The sequence below is a fragment of the Streptomyces fodineus genome (assembly GCF_001735805.1).
GTDB lineage: Bacteria > Actinomycetota > Actinomycetes > Streptomycetales > Streptomycetaceae > Streptomyces > Streptomyces fodineus.
This window is the reverse complement of the sequence record NZ_CP017248.1, coordinates 804,433-823,900: the sequence shown is the minus strand read 5'-3', so window position 1 is coordinate 823,900 and position 19,468 is coordinate 804,433. Positions and strand designations below refer to the sequence as shown.

Genomic DNA, 19,468 nt, shown 5'->3' with positions numbered 1-19,468 from the left:
ATGATCGGCGCTCACCCCATTCCGGTCGCGGCCAGCACCGCCCGCCTGGTCAGCACGCGCGCCAGGTGCCGGCGGTACTCGGGCGAGGCGGACAGGTCCTGCGCCGGCCGGGTCCCTTCCGCCGCCGCCTCGGCGGCCCGTGCCACGGCCTCCGGGCCGTCGGCACCCGCGAGCGCCGCCTCGACCGCGGTCGCCCTGAGCGGGGTCGCTGCCATGTGGGTGAGCCCGACGCGCGCCTCGGCGATCCGCCCGTCGTCGCGCCGTACCAGTGCGGCGACGCCGACGATGGCCCAGGACTGGGCGACCGGGTGGAACTTCTCGTAGTGGAAGCCCCAGCCGTCCGTCTTCGGGAGGCGCACCTCCAGCAGCAGTTCGTCGTCGGCGAGCGCCGACTGCAGGTAGTCCACGAAGAACTCGCGCGCGGCGATGGTGCGGCGTCCGGCGGGCCCGGCCACGACCAGTTCGGCGTCCAGGGCGAGGGCCACGGCGGGCAGGTCCCCGGCCGGGTCGGCGTGGGCGAGCGAGCCGCCCAGGGTGCCCCGGTGCCGGACGGCCGGGTCGGCCACCGTGGCCGTCGCCTGCGCGAGCAGCCCGGCGTGCCGGCGCACCAGCGGATCGTGCACCACCTCGTGGTGCGTGGTCATCGCGCCGATGACGAGCGTGTCACCGTCCTCGCGGACCCCGCGCAGCTCAGGGATCCGGCCGATGTCCACGAGCAGCTCCGGGAAGGCCAGCCGCAGCCGCAGCAGCGGCACCAGGCTCTGCCCGCCGGCGATCACCTTCGCCTCGTCGCCCGCGTCGGCGAGGGCGCGTACGGCAGCGTCGACGCTGTCCGGACGGGTGTACTCGAACTCGGGGGGAATCATGCCGGACCCTCCTCACCCGGCCGGCCGTACTGACCCGGCTCGCCGGACCGGGCCGCCTGGCCGGACTGCCCGGATCGGGCGGGCCCCGTCCCGCCGGTGCCGTCGGCCGCGCCGGACCGCGCCTCCTGGATCGCCCGCCACACCCGGTGCGGCGAACACGGCATCCGCACGTCCCGCACCCCGAGCGGCCTGAGCGCGTCCACGACGGCGTTGACGACGGCCGGTGTCGACGCGATCGTGCCCGCCTCGCCGACGCCCTTGACGCCGAGGGCGTTCGACACCGCCGGCGTCTCCGTCCGGTCGGTCACGAAGTCCGGCAGGTCGGCCGCCGACGGCACCAGGTAGTCGGCCAGGGTGCCGGTGAGGAGGTTGCCGTCGTCGTCGTACACGGCCTCCTCGTACAGGGCCTGCGCGATGCCCTGGGCGAGTCCGCCGTGCACCTGCCCCTCGACGATCATCGGGTTGACGACCCGGCCGACGTCGTCGACGCAGACGTACGACCGGATGCGGGTGCGCCCGGTCTCCGTGTCCACCTCGACGGCGCACAGGTGGGTGCCGTGCGGGTAGGAGAAGTTCTCCGGGTCCACGACGTGCTCGGCGTTGATGGTGGGCTCGACGCCGTCCGGCAGGTCGTGGTTGGTGAACGTCTCGAAGGCGATCTCCTGGATGGTCTTCCGGGCTTCCGGCGAGCCCTTCACGGAGAACACGCCCCCGCTGAACTCCAGGTCCTGCTCGCTCGCCTCCAGCAGATGAGCGGCCACCTTGCGTGCCTTCTCGACGACCGTCTTCGCCGCCCTGTGCACGGCCTCGCCGCCGACGGTCAGCGACCGCGAGCCGTAGGTGTCCATGCCCTGCGGGGCCGCCTTGGTGTCGCCGTGCAGCACCTCGACGTCCTCGAAGGGCACGCCGAGCACGTCGGCCGCGATCTGGCTCCAGCAGGTCTCGTGGCCCTGCCCGTGCGGGCTGGTGCCGGTGACCACCTCGACCTTGCCGGTGGGCAGCATGCGGATGCTCGCCGCCTCCCAGCCGCCGGCGCCGTACCTGAGGTCGCGCAGCACCCGGCTGGGCGCGAGCCCGCACATCTCGGTGTACGTCGACACGCCGATGCCGAGCCGTACGGGGTCGTTGCGCTCGTTGCGCCCCCGCTGCTCGGCGCGCAGGTCGTCGTAGCCGAACAGGGCGAGGGCCTTGTCGGTGGCCGCCTCGTAGTTGCCGCTGTCGTAGGTCAGTCCGGCGATCGAGGTGTACGGGAACTCCTCGTGCCGGATCCAGTTCCGGCGCCGCAACTCCACCGGATCCAGGCCGAGTTCGGCCGCGAGCTCGTCCATGGTCCGCTCGATGGCGAAGGTCGCCTCGGGGCGCCCGGCGCCGCGGTAGGCGTCGGTGGGCGTGCGGGTGGTGAAGACGCCGGTGCAGGTGAAATCGTAGGCGTCCATCTTGTAGATCGCCGGGTACATGAAGGCGCCCAGGATCGGGATGCCCGGGGTGACGAGCATCAGGTAGGCGCCCATGTCGGCGAGCAGGCCCACCTTGAGGCCGAGCAGCCTGCCCTCGCGGGTGGCGGCGATCTCGATGTCCTGGATCATGCCGCGGCCGTGGTGGGTGGCGAGCGCGGCCTCGGAGCGGGACTCGGTCCACTTCACCGGCCGGCCGAGTCTGCGGGCGATCGCGAGCGTGAGGGCCTCCTCGCCGTACACCTGGAGCTTGGAGCCGAAGCCGCCGCCCACGTCCGGGGCGATCACCCGGAGCTTGTGCTCGGGGATCCCGGTGACCGTGGACAGCATGATCCGCAGGATGTGCGGGATCTGGGTCGCCGAGTAGACCGTGTACTCGCCGGAGGCGGCGAGCGGGGTGACCACGACCGCGCGCGGCTCCATCGCGTTGGGGATCAGCCGCTGCTGGTGGTAGCGGCGCTTCAGGGTCACGTCGGCGCGTTCCCGCACCGACTCGAAGCTCTCGCCGGTGGCCAGCGGCCAGGTGTAGCAGCGGTTGGTGCCCTTGTCGGCGTGGACCAGCGGGGCGCCCTGCGCCAGCGCGGCCTCCAGGTCGAGGACCGGGGGCAGCGGGTCGTAGTCGACCTCGATCGCCTCCAGGGCGTCGGCGGCCGCGTACCGGTCGCGGGCCACCACGACCGCCACCGGGTCGCCCGCGTAGCGGACCTCGTCGACGGCGATCGGCGGGTGGCCCGGCAGCACGATGTCCTCGGTCACCGGCCAGGCGCAGGGCAGCGAGCCCAGCCCCTCGGCGAGGTCGGCGCCGCCGAACGCCGCGACGACGCCGGGGCGTTCGAGGGCGGGGGAGACATCGACGCGGGTGAGGCGGGCGTGGGCCATCGGGCTGCGCAGGATCGCCAGGTGCATGAGGCCGGCCACCTGGATGTTGTCGGTCCAGTTGGTCTGGCCGGTGATCAGCCGGGCGTCCTCCTTGCGCAGCTGGCGGCGCCCGACCTCACGTTCGACGGCCTGGCCGGTCATGCCGTGACCTCCTCGGCGGCCGCACGAGCCGGTTCCCCGGACGCGGCGAGCACCGCGCGGACGATGTTCTGGTAGCCGGTGCAGCGGCAGAGGTTGCCCTCCAAGGCCTGCCGGACCTCGTCCGGGCCGGGATGCGGGTTCTCCCGGAGCAGGTCACGCGCCGCCATGATCATGCCCGGGGTGCAGTAGCCGCACTGCAGAGCGTGCTGCTCGTGGAACGCCCGCTGCAGCGCCGTCCACTCACCGTCCTTCGCGAGCCCCTGGACCGTCGTCACCTCGCACCCGTCCGCCTGGACGGCGAGCACCGAGCAGCTCTTCACACTGGCCCCGTCCAGGTCGACCGTGCACGCTCCGCAGTTGGAGGTGTCGCAGCCGATCGGGGTGCCGGTGAGACCGAGGCGGTCGCGCAGGTAGTGGGCGAGGAGGAGACGGGGTTCCACGTCGTCCTCGTAGGCCGTGCCGTCCACGTTCACCGAGATGCGGGTCATGTGCCCTCCAGACCGTGCAGGAGAGGGAATTCAGCCACCTGGCGTGATGTAGGTCACCCTACGACCGTGGTCTGGTCGCGGCGAGTGCTGCGGCGGGGCTTTTGTTGAGCGTTAATCCATTGCTGCGCGCCGCCGGGTCTGCTGCACTGCGCGTTACCCGTTGTCACACAGAGAGGACCAGCGATGCGCGCTGCGTGCATGTCCACCAAGGAAGGAATCCACCCCGTGCCGAAGGACATCACGCTCAGTGCATCTGCTCAATCTCGGAATTCTCGCGCATGTCGACGCCGGTAAGACCAGCCTGACCGAACGGCTGCTGCACACCGCCGGAGTGATCGACGAGATCGGCAGCGTCGACGCCGGCAGTACCACCACCGACACCCTCGCGCTGGAGCGGCGGCGCGGCATCACCATCAGGTCCGCCGTCGTGTCGTTCCCGCTCGACGGCGTCACCGTCAACCTCATCGACACTCCCGGTCACCCCGACTTCATCGCCGAGGTCGAGCGGGTGCTCGGCGTGCTCGACGGCGCCGTACTGGTCGTCTCGGCCGTCGAGGGCGTCCAGGCGCAGACCCGGGTGCTGATGCGCACGCTGCGGCGGCTGCGCATCCCCACGCTGATCTTCGTGAACAAGATCGACCGGCGCGGCGCGGACGGCTCCGCCGTGCTTGATCGGATGGCCCGCAGGCTGGCCGTACCGCTCGTCCCGATGGGGACGGCCGCCGCGCCCGGCACCAGGGCCGCACGTTTCGTGCCCGGCCTCGGTCCGGCCGCGCTGGACGCGCTCGCCGACCACGACGACGACCTGCTCGCCGCCTACCTCGACGGCGGTGTGTCCGACGCCCGTCTGCACACCGCCCTCGCCGCCCAGACCCGGCGCACGCTCGTCCATCCGGTGTACTTCGGCTCGGCCGTCACCGGAGCGGGCGTGCCCGAGCTGACCACCGGCATCGAGCGGCTCCTGCCCACCGCCGACGGCGACCCGGCCGGCCCCCTGTCGGCCACGGTCTTCAAGGTCGAACGCGGCCCGGCGGGGGAGAAGGTGGCCTACGCCCGGGTCTTCTCCGGCACCTTGCGCGTCCGCGACCGCGTGCCCTTCGGGGACGGGGGAGAGGAGGGCGCCCCGACCGACGGCCGGCTGGAGAGTGGCGCCGGCGGTGGTCGGGTGGAGGAGCGGATTGCGGACGGCCGGGTGGGCGGGGGTGGCTCCGATGGTCGTGGTGACGGGTGCGCGGAGGGTGTCGGCGGTGGCGGCCCGTCGGCAGGGCGGGGTGCCCGGCGTCGTGCCGAGGGCCGGGTCACCGCGCTCGGCGTGTTCGAGAGCGGCACCGAGGTGCGCCGGGACAGCGCCGGTGCCGGGCGGATCGTCAAGGTCTGGGGGCTCGGCGGGGTCCGGATCGGTGACGCGCTCGGCCGGTCGCGCACGGCGTACGCGCACCACTTCGCGCCGCCCACCCTGGAGACCGTCGTCGTCCCCGGCCCCGGTGCCGGCCGGCGCTCCCTGCACCTCGCGCTCACCCAGCTCGCCGAACAGGACCCGCTCATCGGGGTGCGGCACGACGAGCTGCGCGGGGAGACCTCCGTGTCCCTCTACGGCGAGGTGCAGAAGGAGGTCGTCCAGGCGACCCTCGCCGAGGAGTACGGCCTGGACGTCACCTTCCGCGAGACGACGACCCTGTGCATCGAACGGCCGGCCGGCACCGGGCACGCCGTGGAGTTCAACAAGAAGGGCGCCAATCCCTTCCTGGCCACGGTCGGCCTGCGGGTCGAGCCCGCATCGCCCGGCGCGGGCGTGGAGTTCCGGCTGGAGGTGGAGCTGGGCTCGATGCCGTACGCCTTCTTCAAGGCCGTCGAGGACACCGTGCGCGAGACCCTCGGGCAGGGACTGCACGGCTGGCAGATCCCGGACTGCACGGTGACCATGACCCACTCCGGCTACTCGCCCCGGCAGAGCCACGCCCACCAGGGCTTCGACAAGAGCATGTCGAGCACCGGTTACGACTTCCGGGGCCTGACCCCGCTGGTCCTGGCCGAGGCGCTGCGCCGGGCGGGCACCCTGGTGCACGAGCCGGTGCACCGCTTCCGGCTCGAGGCCCCGGCGGACACCCTCGGCGCGCTGCTTCCGGTGCTCGCCCGGCTGGGTGCCGTACCGGAGACCACCGGCGCACTCGGCACGGCCTGTGTGCTGCGGGGCACGGTGCCGGCCGCCCGGGTGCACGAGCTGGAGCAGCGGCTGCCCGGTCTCACCCGGGGCGAGGGGGAACTGGAGTCGGCGTTCGACCACTATGCGCCGGTCACCCGGGGCGCGGTCCCGGAGCGGCCGCGTACCGACCACAACCCGCTGAACCGGAAGGAGTACCTGCTCAACGTGTCACGCCGGGTGGGGGATTGAGCCAGCAAGCTGACTGATGGTCAACTTACTGATGAGTCAGAAGGTATTGACGCTGTCCGGACCGCGCCGGACTGTGGTGGACATGCCGAATTTCCGGGTGCGTCTGCTGGTTGTTCTGGTCGTCCTCTGCGGATTCCTGACGGTGGCGGGCCTGCCGCCCGCCACCGCCGCCACCCCGGCCCTCCCCGCCGGCTCCCTCTGGTTCGACGGCGCCCCGCTCACCGTGCAGGGCGGCCGCTTCACCGACGGCCAGGGGCGCGAGATCGTCCTGCGCGGCTACAACGTCTCCGGCGAGACCAAGCTGGAGGAGAACGGCGGCCTGCCCTTCGCCTCCGTAGCCGACGCCGGGAAGTCCGCCTCCGCACTGCGCGCCCTCGGCGGCGCGAACACGGTCCGCTTCCTGCTCTCCTGGGCCCATGCCGAACCCGTACGCGGCCAGGTGGACACCGGCTATCTGGCCGCCGTCACCGAGCAGATGCGCGCCTTCCTGGACGCGGGTATCCGCGTCTTCCCGGACTTCCACCAGGACCTGTACTCCCGCTACCTCTTCAACAGCGGCAGCTGGTACACGGGCGACGGCGCCCCCAAGTGGGCCGCGGACGCCGGTGGTTACCCGGCCGAGTCCTGCGGCATCTGCCTCTTCTGGGGCCAGAACATCACCCAGAACGCGGCCGTACAGAAGGCGCAGTACGACTTCTGGCACAACACCTACGGCCTTCAGGACGCCTTCCTCGCCACCGCCCAGAGCGCCATGGCCTACCTCCGACAGCACCTGAGCGGCGCGGAGTTCGCGCAGATCGCCGGCTTCGACCCGTACAACGAGCCCTATGCGGGCAGTTACGACTCCGGACAGTCCTCCCGCACCTGGGAGAAGGACCTGCTGTGGCCGTTCTACGAGAAGTTCCGCACCCGTATGGACGCCGCCGGCTGGCAGGACAAGCCGGCCTTCGTGGAACCGAACCTCTTCTGGAACGCCGACATCTCCACCCAGAAACAGCAGGGCGGCCTGCTGGACGCGGGCGCCCTCGGCCCGGGCTATGTCTTCAACACCCACTTCTACGACCAGAAGGCCATCTCCGGCATCCTGATGTGGGGCAAGGCCGCCGACGGCCAGTACGCCTCCGACTTCGCCACCGTCCGCGACCGGGCCGCGACCGCCGGCACCACGGCCATGGCCAGCGAGTTCGGCCACCCGCTGTCCGGCACGGTGTCCGACAAGGCGCCGACCGTCCTGAAGGCCATGTACCAGGCCCTCGACTCCCGCCTGCCCGGGGCGGGTTGGTGGTCCGACCCGGCCGCCTCCGGCCCGGTGCTCTCCGGCACCCAGTGGCAGTGGGACCTCTACAACGGCCGGCACCACGAGCTGATGAACGGCAACCCCGGCAAGGTGCTCACCTCCGGTGACGCCTGGAACGACGAGGACCTCTCCGCCGTACGCCTGGACGACTCCGGGAACGTCACCCTCCGCCAAGACGCCCGGCTGCTGGACCGCCTCTACCCGAGCGCCACGGCCGGTACGGCCCTCGCCTTCACCTACGAGGACCGCTCCCGCGACGGCTCCACCACCCTGACCTGGAACCCGGTGCCGTCCTCGCTGCCGGACGTGGCCAAGCTGGTCGGCTCCGGCCAGTACGGGCTGCTGGTGTGGCGCTCCGGCGACGGCACCGCACCCACCGAACTGCATCTGCCGGCGTCCTTCCCCACCGCGTCGACCACCGTCGTCTCCGACCTGGGCACGGCCTACGGCCCGCCCGCCTACACCGGCGCCGCCACCCCGGTCGCCGTCGCCCCCGAGCCGGGCGGTGCCGGCAGCCGCCGGCTGCTGCTCACCGACGCCGACTCCGGGTCCCCGCACTTCGCGCTGGTGACCAACGGGGCCACGGCGCCCTCGGCGGACCTGCTGAGCGCGGCCAGGTCCGAGCTGGCCGCTTGGGCGGCTGCGCACTTCTGAGGCTTTGTGGGCGGCAAGCCGTACGGCCCCCGGGAGGAGTGGGGTCGCCCCGGAGGCCGTACGGCGCTCAACTCCCGGCCGGACCCGTCCAGTCGGCCTGGACGTGCCCCAGCCGGACGCGCTGCGGGTGGTCGCCGACCGGCACGGACAGCACCTTCTGGCCGGTGGCGAAGTCGATGACCGTGACCTGGTCGGCGCCGGCCTCGGAGATGACGCAGTCCTTGCCGTCGCCGCTCACCGTCGCCCAGTACGGGGTGGACGCGGTGATCAGCGGGCCGACGTCGAAGGAGGCGCGGTCGACCACGGTGGCGTAGTCGTCCATCGTCCCGGCGACACACAGCTTGGTGCCCTCGGGGTTCATCGAGATGCCGTGGTGGCGGGAGTCCAGCAGCCAGGTGGTGCGGTCGGGGTTGGTCGCCGGGTTCTCCGGCAGGGTCTTCACCCGGGTGATCTTGTCGGTGGCCACGTCGTACTCCAGGAAGCCGTTGAAGAACGACACCTGGAAGTACAGCTTGGACCAGTCGGGTGTGAAGGCGGCGGGCCGGACCGCGTCGGAGAAGTCCTTCAGCCCGATCGCGTCCAGCCGCTGCCGCATGTCGATGGTCCTGACCTGCTTGAACGTGGTCGCGTCGACGATCGTGATGTGGCGGTCGCCCTTGGTCCAGTCCCAGGCCGGGGCGTCGAGGGAGGTGGTCACCTCGCCGATGGACATGTTCCAGATGTACTTGCCGCCGTCCGTGAAGAAGTTCTCGTGCGGCTTGTCGCCGGTGGCGAACTCGCCGAGTTCCCTGCCGGTAGCGATGTCGAGCACCTGGACCTTGTTCGCGGTGGACGCCGAGACCGCGACCCGGGAGCCGTCGGGCGAGACGGCCATGTGATCGGCGCGGTATCCGGCCACCGGGAAGCGCCAGTTGACCTTGTCGGTGGCCAGGTCGATGGAGACGACGTCGGCGAAGCTGGGCCGGGAGACGACCACGGACTTCCCGTCGGGTGTGGAGTACATGTCGTCCGCGTACTGGTCGTGTCCCTCGCCGACCTCGTTGCGGATGGACGTGTAGTAGATCCACTTGATCGGGTCGGCGTTGATCTCCGCCAGCCGCTGCGCCTTGTCGGGGATGACGTTGATCCGGCCGACCTTCGCGAAGTCGCCGGAGGACTTGATCACATCGGCGGTGCCGTCCCAGTTGTCGCCGACGAACAGCACTTCGCGCAGGCCGTCGAAGTCACCGCCTGCGGCGGAGGCGGCGGAGGCGGCGGTCGCCGGGCCGGCGACGGTCAGGGCGAGGGCGGCGGCCACGGAGCACAGGTGCCTGGTTCTGGAGGCAGGCATGACTGCTCTCTTTCCTCGGGGAAGTGTGCGGGGAGTCTGAACACGGGCGCATTCACAGCGAACTTACTGCAAAGTAAGGACCGAACCGCCTTCGCGACAAGATGTGTGCACGACAAGATTGGGTGACCGGTGGGCGGACGGAGGGGACACGTGACGGGCAGGCTCAAAGCGCCGACGGGCCGCTACGGCGGCCGGTCCGCCGAGGAACGGCAGGCCGAGCGGCGCCGGCGTTTCCTGGACGCCGCCCTGGAGCTGTTCGGCGGCGCACCCGGCTACCGGGCGACGACGGTCGCCGCGCTGAGCCAGGCCGCCGGCCTGTCCACCCGTCAGTTCTACGAGGAGTTCCGCACCCTGGAGGACGCTCTCGCCGCGCTGCACCTCCAGGTCAACGGCTGGGCCGAACAGGCGGTACTGGACGCCCTCGCCACGGCGGACGGTCTGCCGCTGGCCGAGCGTGCCGCCGTGCTCTTCCGGGCCTACGCCCACGATGTCACCTGCGACCCGCGCCGCATCCGCATCACGTTCGTGGAGATCATCGGCGTCAGCCCCCGGCTGGAGGAGCAGCGCCTGGCCCGCCGGGCCCGCTGGGTCGACCTCATCCGCGCCGAGGCGGACGCGGCCGTGGCACGCGGCGAGGCGGCGCCCCGTGACTACCGCCTGGCGGCGACGGCGTTCATCGGCAGCGTCAACGGCCTCCTGCACGACTGGAGCGCCGGCTGGGTGGACGCCACGCTGGACGAGGTGGTGGACGAGCTGGTGCGGCTCCTGCTCGGCATACTCCGGCCGGAGGGCTGGCGCCCCCGGGGCGGGTGACCGCGGGGCCGAAGGGGGCTCGGCGCGCGCGATCGGCCCGGAACTGGTGTGCTGGACGGGGGCCCGAAGTACCCGTTCTCCGGAGAAGCGCATGAGTACGTATCGAGTCGCGCAGGTGACCGCCCCGAACGGCACGTTCGAGCTCGCCGAGCGAGAGGTGCCGCAGCCCGGGCCCGGCCAGGTGAGGATCGCGGTGGAGGCGTGCGGGATCTGCCACAGTGACGTCATGTTCGTGAGCGGCGGACTACCGGGCGTGACGTTCCCCGAGGTGCCCGGCCACGAGATCGCCGGGCAGGTCGAAGAGCTCGGCCAGGGCGTGCTGGAACGGGGCTGGAAGGTCGGTGACCGGGTCGCGGTCGGCTGGTTCGGCGGCAGCTGCGGCCACTGCAAGCCCTGCCGGCAGGGCGACTTCATCGTGTGCACCGCCATGAAGACCCCGGGATGGGCCTACGACGGCGGCTTCGCGGAGAAGACGATCGTGCCCGTCGACGCCCTGGCCCGGATCCCCGACGCCCTCGCGGCGGTCGATGCCGGACCCATGGCCTGCGCGGGCGTGACCACGTTCAACGGGCTGCGGCGCAGCTCCGCCCGGCCCGGGGACCTGGTCGCGGTGCTCGGCCTCGGCGGGCTCGGCCACCTCGGGGTGCAGTACGCGGTGGCGATGGGCTTCGAGACCGTGGCGATCGCCCGGGGCGCGGAGAAGGCCGACTTCGCCAAGCAGCTGGGCGCCCACCACTACGTCGACAGCACCTCCAGCACCCCGGTCGCCGAGTCCCTGCAGTCCCTGGGCGGCGCCAAGGTCGTGCTGGCCACCGCGGGCAGCTCCGCGGCGATCACGGCCACCGTGGACGGCCTGGCGCCGCGCGGCGAGCTGGTGGCCATCGGCGCGGACACCGAACCGCTGGGCATCAGCCCGGTCCAGCTGCTGATGAGCGCCCGGGTCGTGCGCGGTCACCCCTCGGGCACCGCGCAGGACGTCGAGGACACCATGGAGTTCAGCGCCCTGCACGGCATTCGCCCGATGACCGAGACCGCACCGCTGGACGACGTGGAAGCGGCCTACCAGAAGATGCTCTCCGGCGGCGCCCGCTTCCGGATGGTGCTCACCAACGGCTGAATCCCCGCGGGCCGGTTCCGGCGGACGCGTCAGCCGCCGAGCCGGTCCAGCGCCGCCGGTACCGGGGCCGCACCGTCCTCGTCGCGGACGCGGGCGCCCAGGGCGCACGCCCGCTCCCGGTACTGCGGCTCACGGGTGGCCCGTACGAGCGCCGAGGCCAGGGCGTCCACCGCCAGGCGGCGCAGCGGTACGACGGCCGGGGCGATCCCCAGTGCCACCAGCCGCGCGGACCAGAAGCCCGCGTCGAACCGGACCGGCACCGGCACGGCCGGCACCCCGGCGCGCAGCCCCGCCGCGGTCGTCCCCGCGCCCGCGTGGTGGACGACCGCGGCCATGTGCGGGAAGAGCAGCGCGTGCGGTACCTCGTCGATGGTCAGCACGTCGTCGCCGTCGGCCGCGAGCCCGCCCCAGCCGCGCTGGATCACCCCGCGCAGCCCGGCCCGCCGCAACGCCGCGACCACCTGCGCGCTCAGCCGGCCGGCGTCCGGCACGGTGGCGCTGCCCAGCCCGACGACAACACGATCACCAACGGCACCCAGGCCGAGCTGTGGGACTGCAACGGCGGCGCCGACCAGAAGTGGTCCAGGACCTGATTCGCGGCGCACCCAAGCGGCGACGGACACCACCAACAGACCCGCCGCCGCGAGCACCGCACACCCGAACAGCAGCCACGCCAGCAGGCGCAGCCGCAGTGCCCGGTACCGCGTCTCGTACGTCCGGCGCAGTTCCTCGGCCCGTGCGGCCGTGCGCTGCCAGGACAGACGGGACAGCGTCAGGTACTCGGCCTCGAACTCCCGCTCCAGCGCGTCCCGCTGGGTATCGGTGAGCCAGCCCAGCCGGGACGCGGTGCGCGCCGCCGCCGTACGGCCCTCCTCCCGTGCGGCGGCGAGCAGCAGGTGCCCCTCGATCTCCCGGACCAGCACCCGTTCGTCCTCCGCCGTCATCGCGCGCTCAACTCCCGCTCGGAGAGCGTCGCTTCGGGGTGGTGCAGGTCGAACGCCGGGGACTCGCTGCGGATCCGCGGCAGGGTGAGGAAGTTGTGCCGGGGCGGCGGGCAGGAGGTCGCCCACTCGAGCGAACGGCCGTAACCCCATGGGTCGTCGCTCCCGACCCGCTCGCCGTACTTGGCCGTCTTCCAGACGTTGTAGAAGAACGGGAGCACGGAGGAGCCGAGCAGGAACGAGAAGATCGTCGAGACCGTGTTGAGCGTGGTGAGCCCTTCCGCCGCGAGGTAGTCGGGAATCCGGCGCTGCATCCCGTTCGTGCCCAGCCAGTGCTGGACGAGGAACGTGCCGTGGAAACCGATGAACAGCGTCCAGAAGGTGATCTTGCCGAGGCGCTCGTCGAGCATCTTGCCGGTCATCTTCGGCCACCAGAAGTGGAAGCCGGAGAACATCGCGAACACCACTGTGCCGAAGATCACGTAGTGGAAGTGGGCCACCACGAAATAGCTGTCGGAGGTCGCGAAATCGATCGGCGGCGAGGCGAGCATGACCCCCGTCAGTCCGCCGAAGACGAACGTGACGAGGAAACCCATCACCCACAGCATCGGCGTTTCGAAGGACAGCGAGCCCTTCCACATCGTGCCGATCCAGTTGAAGAACTTCACACCGGTGGGGACGGCGATCAGGAACGTCATGAAGGAGAAGAACGGCAGCAGCACACCGCCGGTGACGTACATGTGGTGGGCCCACACGGTCACGGACAGACCGGCGATGGAGATGGTCGCGGCGATCAGACCCATGTAGCCGAACATCGGCTTACGGGAGAACACCGGGATCACTTCGGAGATGATGCCGAAGAACGGCAGCGCGATGATGTACACCTCGGGATGGCCGAAGAACCAGAAGAGGTGTTGCCACAGCAGGGCTCCGCCGTTGGTGGCGTCGAAGACATGGGCGCCGAACTTGCGGTCCGCCTCCAGCGCGAACAGCGCGGCCGCCAGGACCGGGAAGGCCAGCAGGACCAGCACGGCGGTCAGCAGCACGTTCCACACGAAGATCGGCATGCGGAACATGGTCATGCCCGGGGCACGCATGCAGATGATCGTGGTGATGAAGTTGACCGAGCCGAGGATGGTGCCGAAGCCGGAGAAGGCGAGCCCCATGATCCACATGTCGGCGCCGACACCCGGGCTGCGGACCGCGTCCGACAGCGGGGAGTAGGCGAACCAGCCGAAGTCGGCCGCGCCCTGCGGGGTGAGGAAGCCGCCCACCGCGATGAGCGAGCCGAACAGGTACAGCCAGTAGGCGAACATGTTCAGCCGCGGGAACGCCACGTCCGGGGCGCCGATCTGCAGCGGCATGATCCAGTTGGTGAAGCCGGCGAACAGCGGGGTCGCGAACATCAGCAGCATGATCGTGCCGTGCATCGTGAACGCCTGGTTGAACTGCTCGTTCGACATGATCTGCAGGCCCGGCCGGGCCAGCTCGGCGCGCATGAGCAGCGCCATCACTCCACCGATCAGGAAGAACGCGAACGCGGTGACCAAATAGAGCGTTCCGATCGTCTTGTGATCGGTGGTGGTCAGCCACCGCACGGCCGTGGTGCCCCTGATGTCTCTGATCCTCTTCACGCCCCGCCTGTGTCCGTGCCCGGCCCACCGGTCACACTCGGACGACGCGAGGAGCATCACGGAAGAAGGGTGTGACGATCCGGGCGGTGCCGGACACGAACGGAACATGAGCAACGACGAGATCTTCGCCGCTGCCTATCGCGAGCACTACTGGGCGGTCAGCCGCTATGTCGCGCGGCGGCTGCCCGGGCGGGCCGACGAGGTGGAGGAAGTGGTGGCGGAGGTGTTCACGGTCGCCTGGCGGCGCCGGCGTGACCTGCCGGAGGCGCCGCTGCCCTGGCTGTACGGGGTGGCCCGCAACTGCCTGGCGAACGCGGTACGCGGATACGGGCGCAGACGCCGGCTGGTGGACCGGCTGGGCAACGACGAGGCCGCGCACGGCCGGCACATCGTGGACAGCCCGGACACGGAGGCGCCGGGCGCCTGGGTGCACGAGGCCCTGGACCGGCTCTCCCCGGCCGACCGGGAGGTACTGCGCCTCGCGGCCTGGGAGGAACTGGACGCCGGACAGATCGCGGTCGCGCTGGGCTGCGGCAGCCGCGCGGCGGCGATGCGCCTGCACCGCGCCCGCCGCCGACTGCGAACGGAGATAGCCCGCCTGCGCCCAACCGCGCCGACTCCCGACACACCGCCCGGCCATGTGACGCGAGCCGGGGCCGGGGCCGGGGAGGGCGTGCCGCGTGGTGAAGCGTGTGCGGGCGGGCCGTCGGCCGGTCATCTGGTGTGTTCCGGGGGGCTGGTGGGTGTGCCGCCTTCTGGTGGTCGGTCGTGTGGTGAGGCGTGTGCGGGCGGGCCGTCGGCCGGTCATCTGGTGTGTTCCGGGGGGCTGGTGGGTGTGCCGCCTTCTGGTGGTCGGTCGTGTGGTGAGGCGTGTGCGGGCGGGCCGTCGGCCGGTCATCTGGCGTGTTCCGGGGCGCCGGTGGGCGTGCCGCCTTCCGGCGATCGGTCGCTCTCCGGAGCGTCTGGGGGCGTGTCGGCTCCCGATGAGCGGGTGAGCCCTGGGGCGCGGGTGGGCGTGTCCCGCTCCCATGACGGTGTGCTTCCCGGGGCGTCGGACAGTGCGGTGTTCCCCGGGCGCCGGTCCTTTTCCGAGGAGTCCGCGGGTCTGTCGCCATCCGGGCACCGCACGTCCGGCGAGACGCCTGTGACCGGCTCGCAAGCCGGGCGGGCGCCCGGCGCCGGTGACGGCACGCGGCCCTCCGCTTCCGCCCTCGGCGACGAGGAAACGCCCGCTGGGGAGAGCGGTCCCGGCCGGTGCTCGTCGTATTCCGCTTCCGCCGCCCCCGTCGGCGTACCCCTGTGCAAGGACCCCCGCCATGCCTGACGAACTGGACCTGCTCCGCAGTGCCAACCCGGTCCCGGCCCACGGCCCGTACTTCGGCGACGGCCCGCTCGACCACGGCGCCGAGCGGCGGCTGGCGTCGCTGCTGGGTGAGGACGGTCACCGGCCCTCCCGGCCCCGAACCCCGCGGGCCCGGCTGCTGTGGGGCCTCGCCGCCACCGCCGTCGTCTTCGCCACCACGCTCACCGCCGTGCTCGGCGGCCCGAGCGGCGCGCCGGCCGTCGCCGCGCCCCGGCCGCTGGCCGTCCGGGCCCACTCCGTCGCCGTACCGCTGGACCGGATGGCCGAACTGGCCGCCGCCGCAGCCGCGGACGGTGCGCCCGGGCTGCGCAAGGGCACCCATGTGCAGTCCTGGAGCCTCGGCATGAGCGACGGCAAGCCACCGGTGACCCTGCCCGAGGAGCGGGTGGTGCGCTGGCACACGGACGACAGCCACACCGAACTCGTCGTGGCGACCGACCCGCGCCATCCCGGCCGCCCGGTCCTCACCGACGAGGGCGACACGCCGCGCCTGGTGGCGGACGGCCATGTGCTCAGCCGGACCAGCTATCCGCCGAGCTGGAGCGACGCCCCGCCCGAGGCGCGCCCCCCGCACGATCCGGCCGCCCTGCGGTCCTACCTCGACGAGACGGCCCACACCGGAACCGGCCCTCTGACCACCGCCGAACTCCTGGACGCCGTCCAGGAGTTGCTGGACCACTGGACACTCGGCGCCCATGAGTCGGCCGCGCTGGTCCGGCTCCTCGCCGACGCCAAGGGTTTGCGCCCGGCCGGGCAGGTGACGGACCGGCTCGGGCGGCCGGGGCAGGCGTACGCCTACGACGTCCCGGGCGCCCGGCGCATGCTGATCCTCGATCCGCGCACCGGCGCCGTCCTCGGCCTCGAGACCACCTTCACCCGGGACGACCGCCGGTACGGGGTGAAGGCCGGGGACGTCATGGAGTACAGCGCCTGGCTGCGCTGACCCGGGTGCGCCGCCGCCTGTGCGCCGAGCTGCCGGGCGGCGGCCTCGACGGTCTGCTCCAGCAGGGTCGCGATCGTCATGGGGCCGGCCCCGCCCGGTACCGGCGTGATCAGTCCCGCCGGGCCGGGGCCGTCCCGGTGGCCGCTGTAGCCGGGTCCGGTGAGGTCAGGCCCGGTGATGTGGGGTCCGCGCCGGTCAGGAATGCGGTCGCACTTGCCCGTAGCCGCTCGGCGCCGATGGCCCCGGCCCAGCGGGCCAGTTCCGTCGCCAGTGCCGTGGCGCCCGCCTCGTCGCCCTTGTCCCGGGCCAGTACCGCCAGCAGCAACTGCTGGGAAAGGGTGCCGGGCACCGCTCCGGCCCGGGCGCCGAGCTCGGTGGCCCGGCACCAGCGCTCCTCGGCCCGCTCCCGGTCGCCGCCGTCGCGGTCGTGGTCCCCGAGGTGCCGCAGCGCCTCGCGGGCCAGCAGATCGTCGGTTCCGTCCTGACCAGCCCGCAGGGCCCGCGTGTAGTGCCCGGCGGCGGTCGTACGGTCGGCGAAGTGGTTGTCGGCGATCAGCCCGCGATACATCGCCGCCCAGCCCCGGCGCACCTCGTCCGGGGCCCGTTCGTACAGGTCCCGCGCCCGGTCGCGCAGAGCGGCGAGCGCCTCGGGGTCCTTGCCCGCCGGGCCGATACACAGGGTGCCGGCGACGTGGAGCAGTCGGGCGTAGGTGTGTCTGAGCCGGAGGAAGCCGGTGTCCCAGTCGCCGTCCGGGAACTCCCGCTCGGCCGCCTCGATCCGCGCGGCCGCGGTGTCGGTCCCGGCGAACCAGTCCCGGTCCAGGGCCACTTCGGCATGGGCCCGGACGATCCGCGCGCGGTCGGCGCGATCGCCGGCGGTGACCGAGTCCAGCAGCAGCGCGGCTCGCTCCCAGCGGCCTGCGGTGCTCAATTCCCGTGCCGCGGCGAGGAGTTGCGGGACGTCTACGAAGGCCTGCGTGGCATGTGTCATGTGCGGCAAAGTAGTTAGGCGAAAAATGATCCACAAGAAAACCACTGCGGGAGGCAGACAGTGCAGGACTCGGTGGACCGGCACGTGGCCGTCTGGGCGCGTGAGCTGGACTGGCTGGACCCGGTGCGGGAGGCCATCGCCGCCCGGCTGATGATCGTCGCCCGGCACGCCTCGCAGGCCCGCCGGGAGGTGCTGGACGCCGACGGTCTGAAGCACTGGCAGTACAAGGTCCTGTTGACGCTGCGCAGGTCCGGGCCGCCGTACGAGTCCAGTCCGTCCGTGCTCGCCGAGCGACTGGGGCTGACCAGGGGCGCGCTGTCCGCCCGGCTGGGACCGATCGAGGAGGCCGGGCTGATCACGCGGACCCACGAGACCGGCGACCGCCGACGCGTCCGGGTCCGGCTCACCGACGCCGGCCACGCCGCGTTCGAAGCGCACGCGGCAGCGGAGGACGCGGACGAAGGCGCACTGCTCTCCGTGCTGTCCGAAGCAGAGCGCCGGACACTGGCGGACCTGCTGCGGAAGCTGGTGCTGGCCGTCGAGGGCGGACCCGGGGCAGCCGCCCCAGGCCCGCCCGGGCCGAGAAGGTCCAGGTCAGCCGCGAGGTGACCTGGACCCTGCCGAAACTCCTTCCGGCGCCCGTCATGCCGGGGTGTGCCTACTCGTCCCAGGCCTGGATGATCAACTGGTCGGCTATCTTGCCGTCCCGCAACGTGACCATCGACTCGGCGAGGACCCTGGTGCCGTCCCCGTACTGGCAGGACTCGGTGAACGCGGCGTGATCACCCTGCACGACGCACCGGTCCAGCTTGTGTGTCATGTCGCGGCGGTAGATGTCGTCCAGCAACTCGGCGATCTGACCCCGGCCGCGCAGGACGGTGGGGTGGCTGGGCTGGTTGTTGTGGTCGACGATGCGGATCTCCGCGTCGTCGGCGTAGAGCGACAGAAGGGTGTTCCCGGTGTTCCCTTCTATGCCCCGGCGCAGTGTCTCGATGTCGAAGGCGGAACCTGTCGCGGTGCCCATCGTGACCTCCTTCGGGCGCCCGCGGCCCGGCGCGGCGCGGACCGCGTTGGACCCACCCTTAGAGACTCCTCCGGCCCGGCGGCCACGGCAAGCGCAGACGAAGCGCTCCGCCTCACGAGCGTGCGCGGGCCACACCGCCGGCGAACGCGGTCGACCTGGGCGAACGGGACACGGGGTGGATCAACCTCACGGCCGTGCTCGGCTCGCTCACCGTCAGCGACACCCATCTGCCCGGAGACCCGCAGGACCCGCCCCCGCGCCCGCGCCCCCGCGCTTGAGGGCCCATCCCCGCAGGGCGCCTCTCACCCCTGTGCGGCACCCCGGCCGGTGCTCGGCCCCGACCGCAGGGCCGCCCAGTCCCGGGGCAGTGCGAAGGCCGAGGCCGTACCGCCCGGAAGGCAGTCCGGGAGGCAGTGCGGGAGCAGGCGGGTGAGCCGGTCTCCGGGGCCCAGTTCCAGCCAGGTGCGGACCCCGTCGCCGTGGAGTACCCGCACGGTCTCCGCCCAGCGCAGCGGCGCGCGCCGCACCCAGAACTCCGGCTCGGCGGTCTCGGCGCCCACCGGGCGGGCGGTGACGTCGGAGACGAGCGGGAGGCGCGGCGCACGCGGGTGCAGCGTGGCCAGGGTGCGGCCGTAGGCGTCGAGGATGCCGGCCGGCCGAGACGAGCGCGGCGCCGGGTCCGCCGGGCCGTCCAGGAGGCGGGCCAGGGTGCCGACCGCATGGCAGGCGTCCGCCAGGGAGAAGACGCCCGCGGCGTACGCGGCGGCCATCCGCCCGGCCGCCTGCCCGAACACCACGTCCGGCCGGACTCCCCAGCTGAGCAGCAGCCGGTACTGCGCCACCTGGAGTGCGAAGACCGCCGGCCCGGCGAACGACTCCCGGTCCAGCAGTGCGGCCGTACGCGTGCCGTCGTCGGCGAACATCACGCATTTCAGCGGAAGTCCTAGATACGGATCGAGGCGCGCGCAGATGTCGTCGAGTGCGTCGGCGAACGCCGGGAATACGTCCAGGAGTTCACGCCCTGTTCCGGGGCGCGCCGCGGCACCGCCCGGGAAAAGGAATGCGGTACGTCCATTGCGGCCTTCGATGGGCATGCCCCCATTGAGGCATGCCGGGCCCGGCGCACATACCAGGCGAACTC

The 19,468-nt window shown here is 72.2% G+C and carries 14 protein-coding genes and 2 pseudogenes; 7 read left to right on the top strand and 9 right to left on the bottom strand.

Annotated elements, in window-relative coordinates:
• Positions 1-11: 11 nt before the first annotated feature.
• From BFF78_RS03610 to BFF78_RS03600, 3 genes are read right to left on the bottom strand one after another with little or no spacing between them, the layout of a single operon-like run.
• On the bottom strand, positions 12-866 hold the full coding sequence (locus BFF78_RS03610) for an FAD binding domain-containing protein (protein ID WP_069776919.1): 855 nt from the start codon (positions 864-866) through the stop codon (positions 12-14).
• Positions 863-3,340, bottom strand: coding sequence for a xanthine dehydrogenase family protein molybdopterin-binding subunit (locus tag BFF78_RS03605; protein ID WP_069776918.1), 2,478 nt, complete (start codon positions 3,338-3,340; stop codon positions 863-865). The genes BFF78_RS03610 and BFF78_RS03605 overlap by 4 nt, the downstream gene beginning before the upstream one ends.
• Entirely contained in the window at positions 3,337-3,828 is a 492-nt protein-coding gene (locus BFF78_RS03600; protein WP_069776917.1) for a (2Fe-2S)-binding protein, read from the bottom strand. The genes BFF78_RS03605 and BFF78_RS03600 overlap by 4 nt, the downstream gene beginning before the upstream one ends.
• Before the next feature lie 247 nt (positions 3,829-4,075).
• Between BFF78_RS03600 and BFF78_RS03595 the strand changes: the two genes are divergently transcribed.
• Together BFF78_RS03595 and BFF78_RS03590 are read left to right on the top strand one after the other, a co-directional pair.
• Positions 4,076-6,220, top strand: coding sequence for an elongation factor G (locus BFF78_RS03595; protein WP_069776916.1), 2,145 nt, complete (start codon positions 4,076-4,078; stop codon positions 6,218-6,220).
• An 82-nt stretch (positions 6,221-6,302) separates the two neighbouring features.
• Entirely contained in the window at positions 6,303-8,171 is a 1,869-nt protein-coding gene (locus BFF78_RS03590; RefSeq protein ID WP_069783357.1) for a cellulase family glycosylhydrolase, read from the top strand.
• A gap of 67 nt (positions 8,172-8,238) precedes the next feature.
• Here BFF78_RS03590 and BFF78_RS03585 read toward each other — a convergent pair whose 3' ends face one another.
• Entirely contained in the window at positions 8,239-9,501 is a 1,263-nt protein-coding gene (locus BFF78_RS03585; RefSeq protein WP_069776915.1) for a YncE family protein, read from the bottom strand.
• Positions 9,502-9,651: 150 nt separating this feature from the next.
• On the opposite strand from BFF78_RS03585, the gene BFF78_RS03580 reads away from it, so the two are divergent.
• The gene (locus BFF78_RS03580; protein ID WP_069776914.1) at positions 9,652-10,314 is read left to right on the top strand and encodes a TetR/AcrR family transcriptional regulator; all 663 of its coding nucleotides are present in this window, start codon (positions 9,652-9,654) and stop codon (positions 10,312-10,314) included.
• A gap of 91 nt (positions 10,315-10,405) precedes the next feature.
• On the top strand, positions 10,406-11,431 hold the full coding sequence (locus BFF78_RS03575; protein ID WP_069776913.1) for an alcohol dehydrogenase: 1,026 nt from the start codon (positions 10,406-10,408) through the stop codon (positions 11,429-11,431).
• 29 nt (positions 11,432-11,460) lie between these two features.
• On the opposite strand, the pseudogene BFF78_RS47355 reads toward BFF78_RS03575, so the two are convergent.
• Positions 11,461-11,949 (bottom strand): annotated as a pseudogene (locus BFF78_RS47355) (glycosyltransferase); the annotation flags it as partial.
• 422 nt (positions 11,950-12,371) lie between these two features.
• The gene (gene ctaD, locus BFF78_RS03565) at positions 12,372-14,006 is read right to left on the bottom strand and encodes an aa3-type cytochrome oxidase subunit I (RefSeq protein WP_069776912.1); all 1,635 of its coding nucleotides are present in this window, start codon (positions 14,004-14,006) and stop codon (positions 12,372-12,374) included.
• 106 nt (positions 14,007-14,112) lie between these two features.
• Here ctaD and BFF78_RS03560 point away from each other — a divergent pair.
• Together BFF78_RS03560 and BFF78_RS03555 are read left to right on the top strand one after the other, a co-directional pair.
• Positions 14,113-14,631, top strand: a pseudogene (locus tag BFF78_RS03560) (RNA polymerase sigma factor); the annotation flags it as partial.
• Between the two features lie 691 nt (positions 14,632-15,322).
• Complete coding sequence (locus BFF78_RS03555) at positions 15,323-16,312, top strand: CU044_5270 family protein (RefSeq protein ID WP_069776911.1); 990 nt, start codon at positions 15,323-15,325, stop codon at positions 16,310-16,312.
• A 109-nt stretch (positions 16,313-16,421) separates the two neighbouring features.
• Here the strand turns inward: BFF78_RS03555 and BFF78_RS03550 are convergent, their stop codons facing one another.
• Positions 16,422-17,303, bottom strand: a complete 882-nt coding sequence (locus BFF78_RS03550; RefSeq protein ID WP_069776910.1) for a hypothetical protein — start codon at positions 17,301-17,303, stop codon at positions 16,422-16,424.
• 60 nt (positions 17,304-17,363) lie between these two features.
• Between BFF78_RS03550 and BFF78_RS03545 the strand changes: the two genes are divergently transcribed.
• Complete coding sequence (locus BFF78_RS03545) at positions 17,364-17,912, top strand: MarR family winged helix-turn-helix transcriptional regulator (protein WP_069776909.1); 549 nt, start codon at positions 17,364-17,366, stop codon at positions 17,910-17,912.
• A 49-nt stretch (positions 17,913-17,961) separates the two neighbouring features.
• Here BFF78_RS03545 and BFF78_RS03540 read toward each other — a convergent pair whose 3' ends face one another.
• Both BFF78_RS03540 and BFF78_RS03535 read right to left on the bottom strand, forming a co-directional pair.
• Entirely contained in the window at positions 17,962-18,327 is a 366-nt protein-coding gene (locus BFF78_RS03540; RefSeq protein WP_069776908.1) for a nuclear transport factor 2 family protein, read from the bottom strand.
• A gap of 302 nt (positions 18,328-18,629) precedes the next feature.
• The gene (locus BFF78_RS03535) at positions 18,630-19,421 is read right to left on the bottom strand and encodes an acyltransferase domain-containing protein (RefSeq protein ID WP_079161127.1); all 792 of its coding nucleotides are present in this window, start codon (positions 19,419-19,421) and stop codon (positions 18,630-18,632) included.
• Between the last annotated feature and the right edge of the window lie 47 nt (positions 19,422-19,468).

Bases quoted from the DNA above. Each gene is read 5' to 3' on its own strand.
- BFF78_RS03540 (WP_069776908.1), bottom strand. From the start codon at position 18,327: ATGGGCACCGCGACAGGTTCCGCCTTCGACATCGAGACACTGCGCCGG.
- BFF78_RS03610 (WP_069776919.1), bottom strand. From the start codon at position 866: ATGATTCCCCCCGAGTTCGAGTACACCCGTCCGGACAGCGTCGACGCT.
- BFF78_RS03535 (WP_079161127.1), bottom strand. From the start codon at position 19,421: ATGCCCATCGAAGGCCGCAATGGACGTACCGCATTCCTTTTCCCGGGC.
- BFF78_RS03575 (WP_069776913.1), top strand. From the start codon at position 10,406: ATGAGTACGTATCGAGTCGCGCAGGTGACCGCCCCGAACGGCACGTTC.
- BFF78_RS03605 (WP_069776918.1), bottom strand. From the start codon at position 3,340: ATGACCGGCCAGGCCGTCGAACGTGAGGTCGGGCGCCGCCAGCTGCGC.
- BFF78_RS03585 (WP_069776915.1), bottom strand. From the start codon at position 9,501: ATGCCTGCCTCCAGAACCAGGCACCTGTGCTCCGTGGCCGCCGCCCTC.
- BFF78_RS03555 (WP_069776911.1), top strand. From the start codon at position 15,323: ATGCCTGACGAACTGGACCTGCTCCGCAGTGCCAACCCGGTCCCGGCC.
- BFF78_RS03550 (WP_069776910.1), bottom strand. From the start codon at position 17,303: ATGACACATGCCACGCAGGCCTTCGTAGACGTCCCGCAACTCCTCGCC.
- BFF78_RS03590 (WP_069783357.1), top strand. From the start codon at position 6,303: ATGCCGAATTTCCGGGTGCGTCTGCTGGTTGTTCTGGTCGTCCTCTGC.
- BFF78_RS03600 (WP_069776917.1), bottom strand. From the start codon at position 3,828: ATGACCCGCATCTCGGTGAACGTGGACGGCACGGCCTACGAGGACGAC.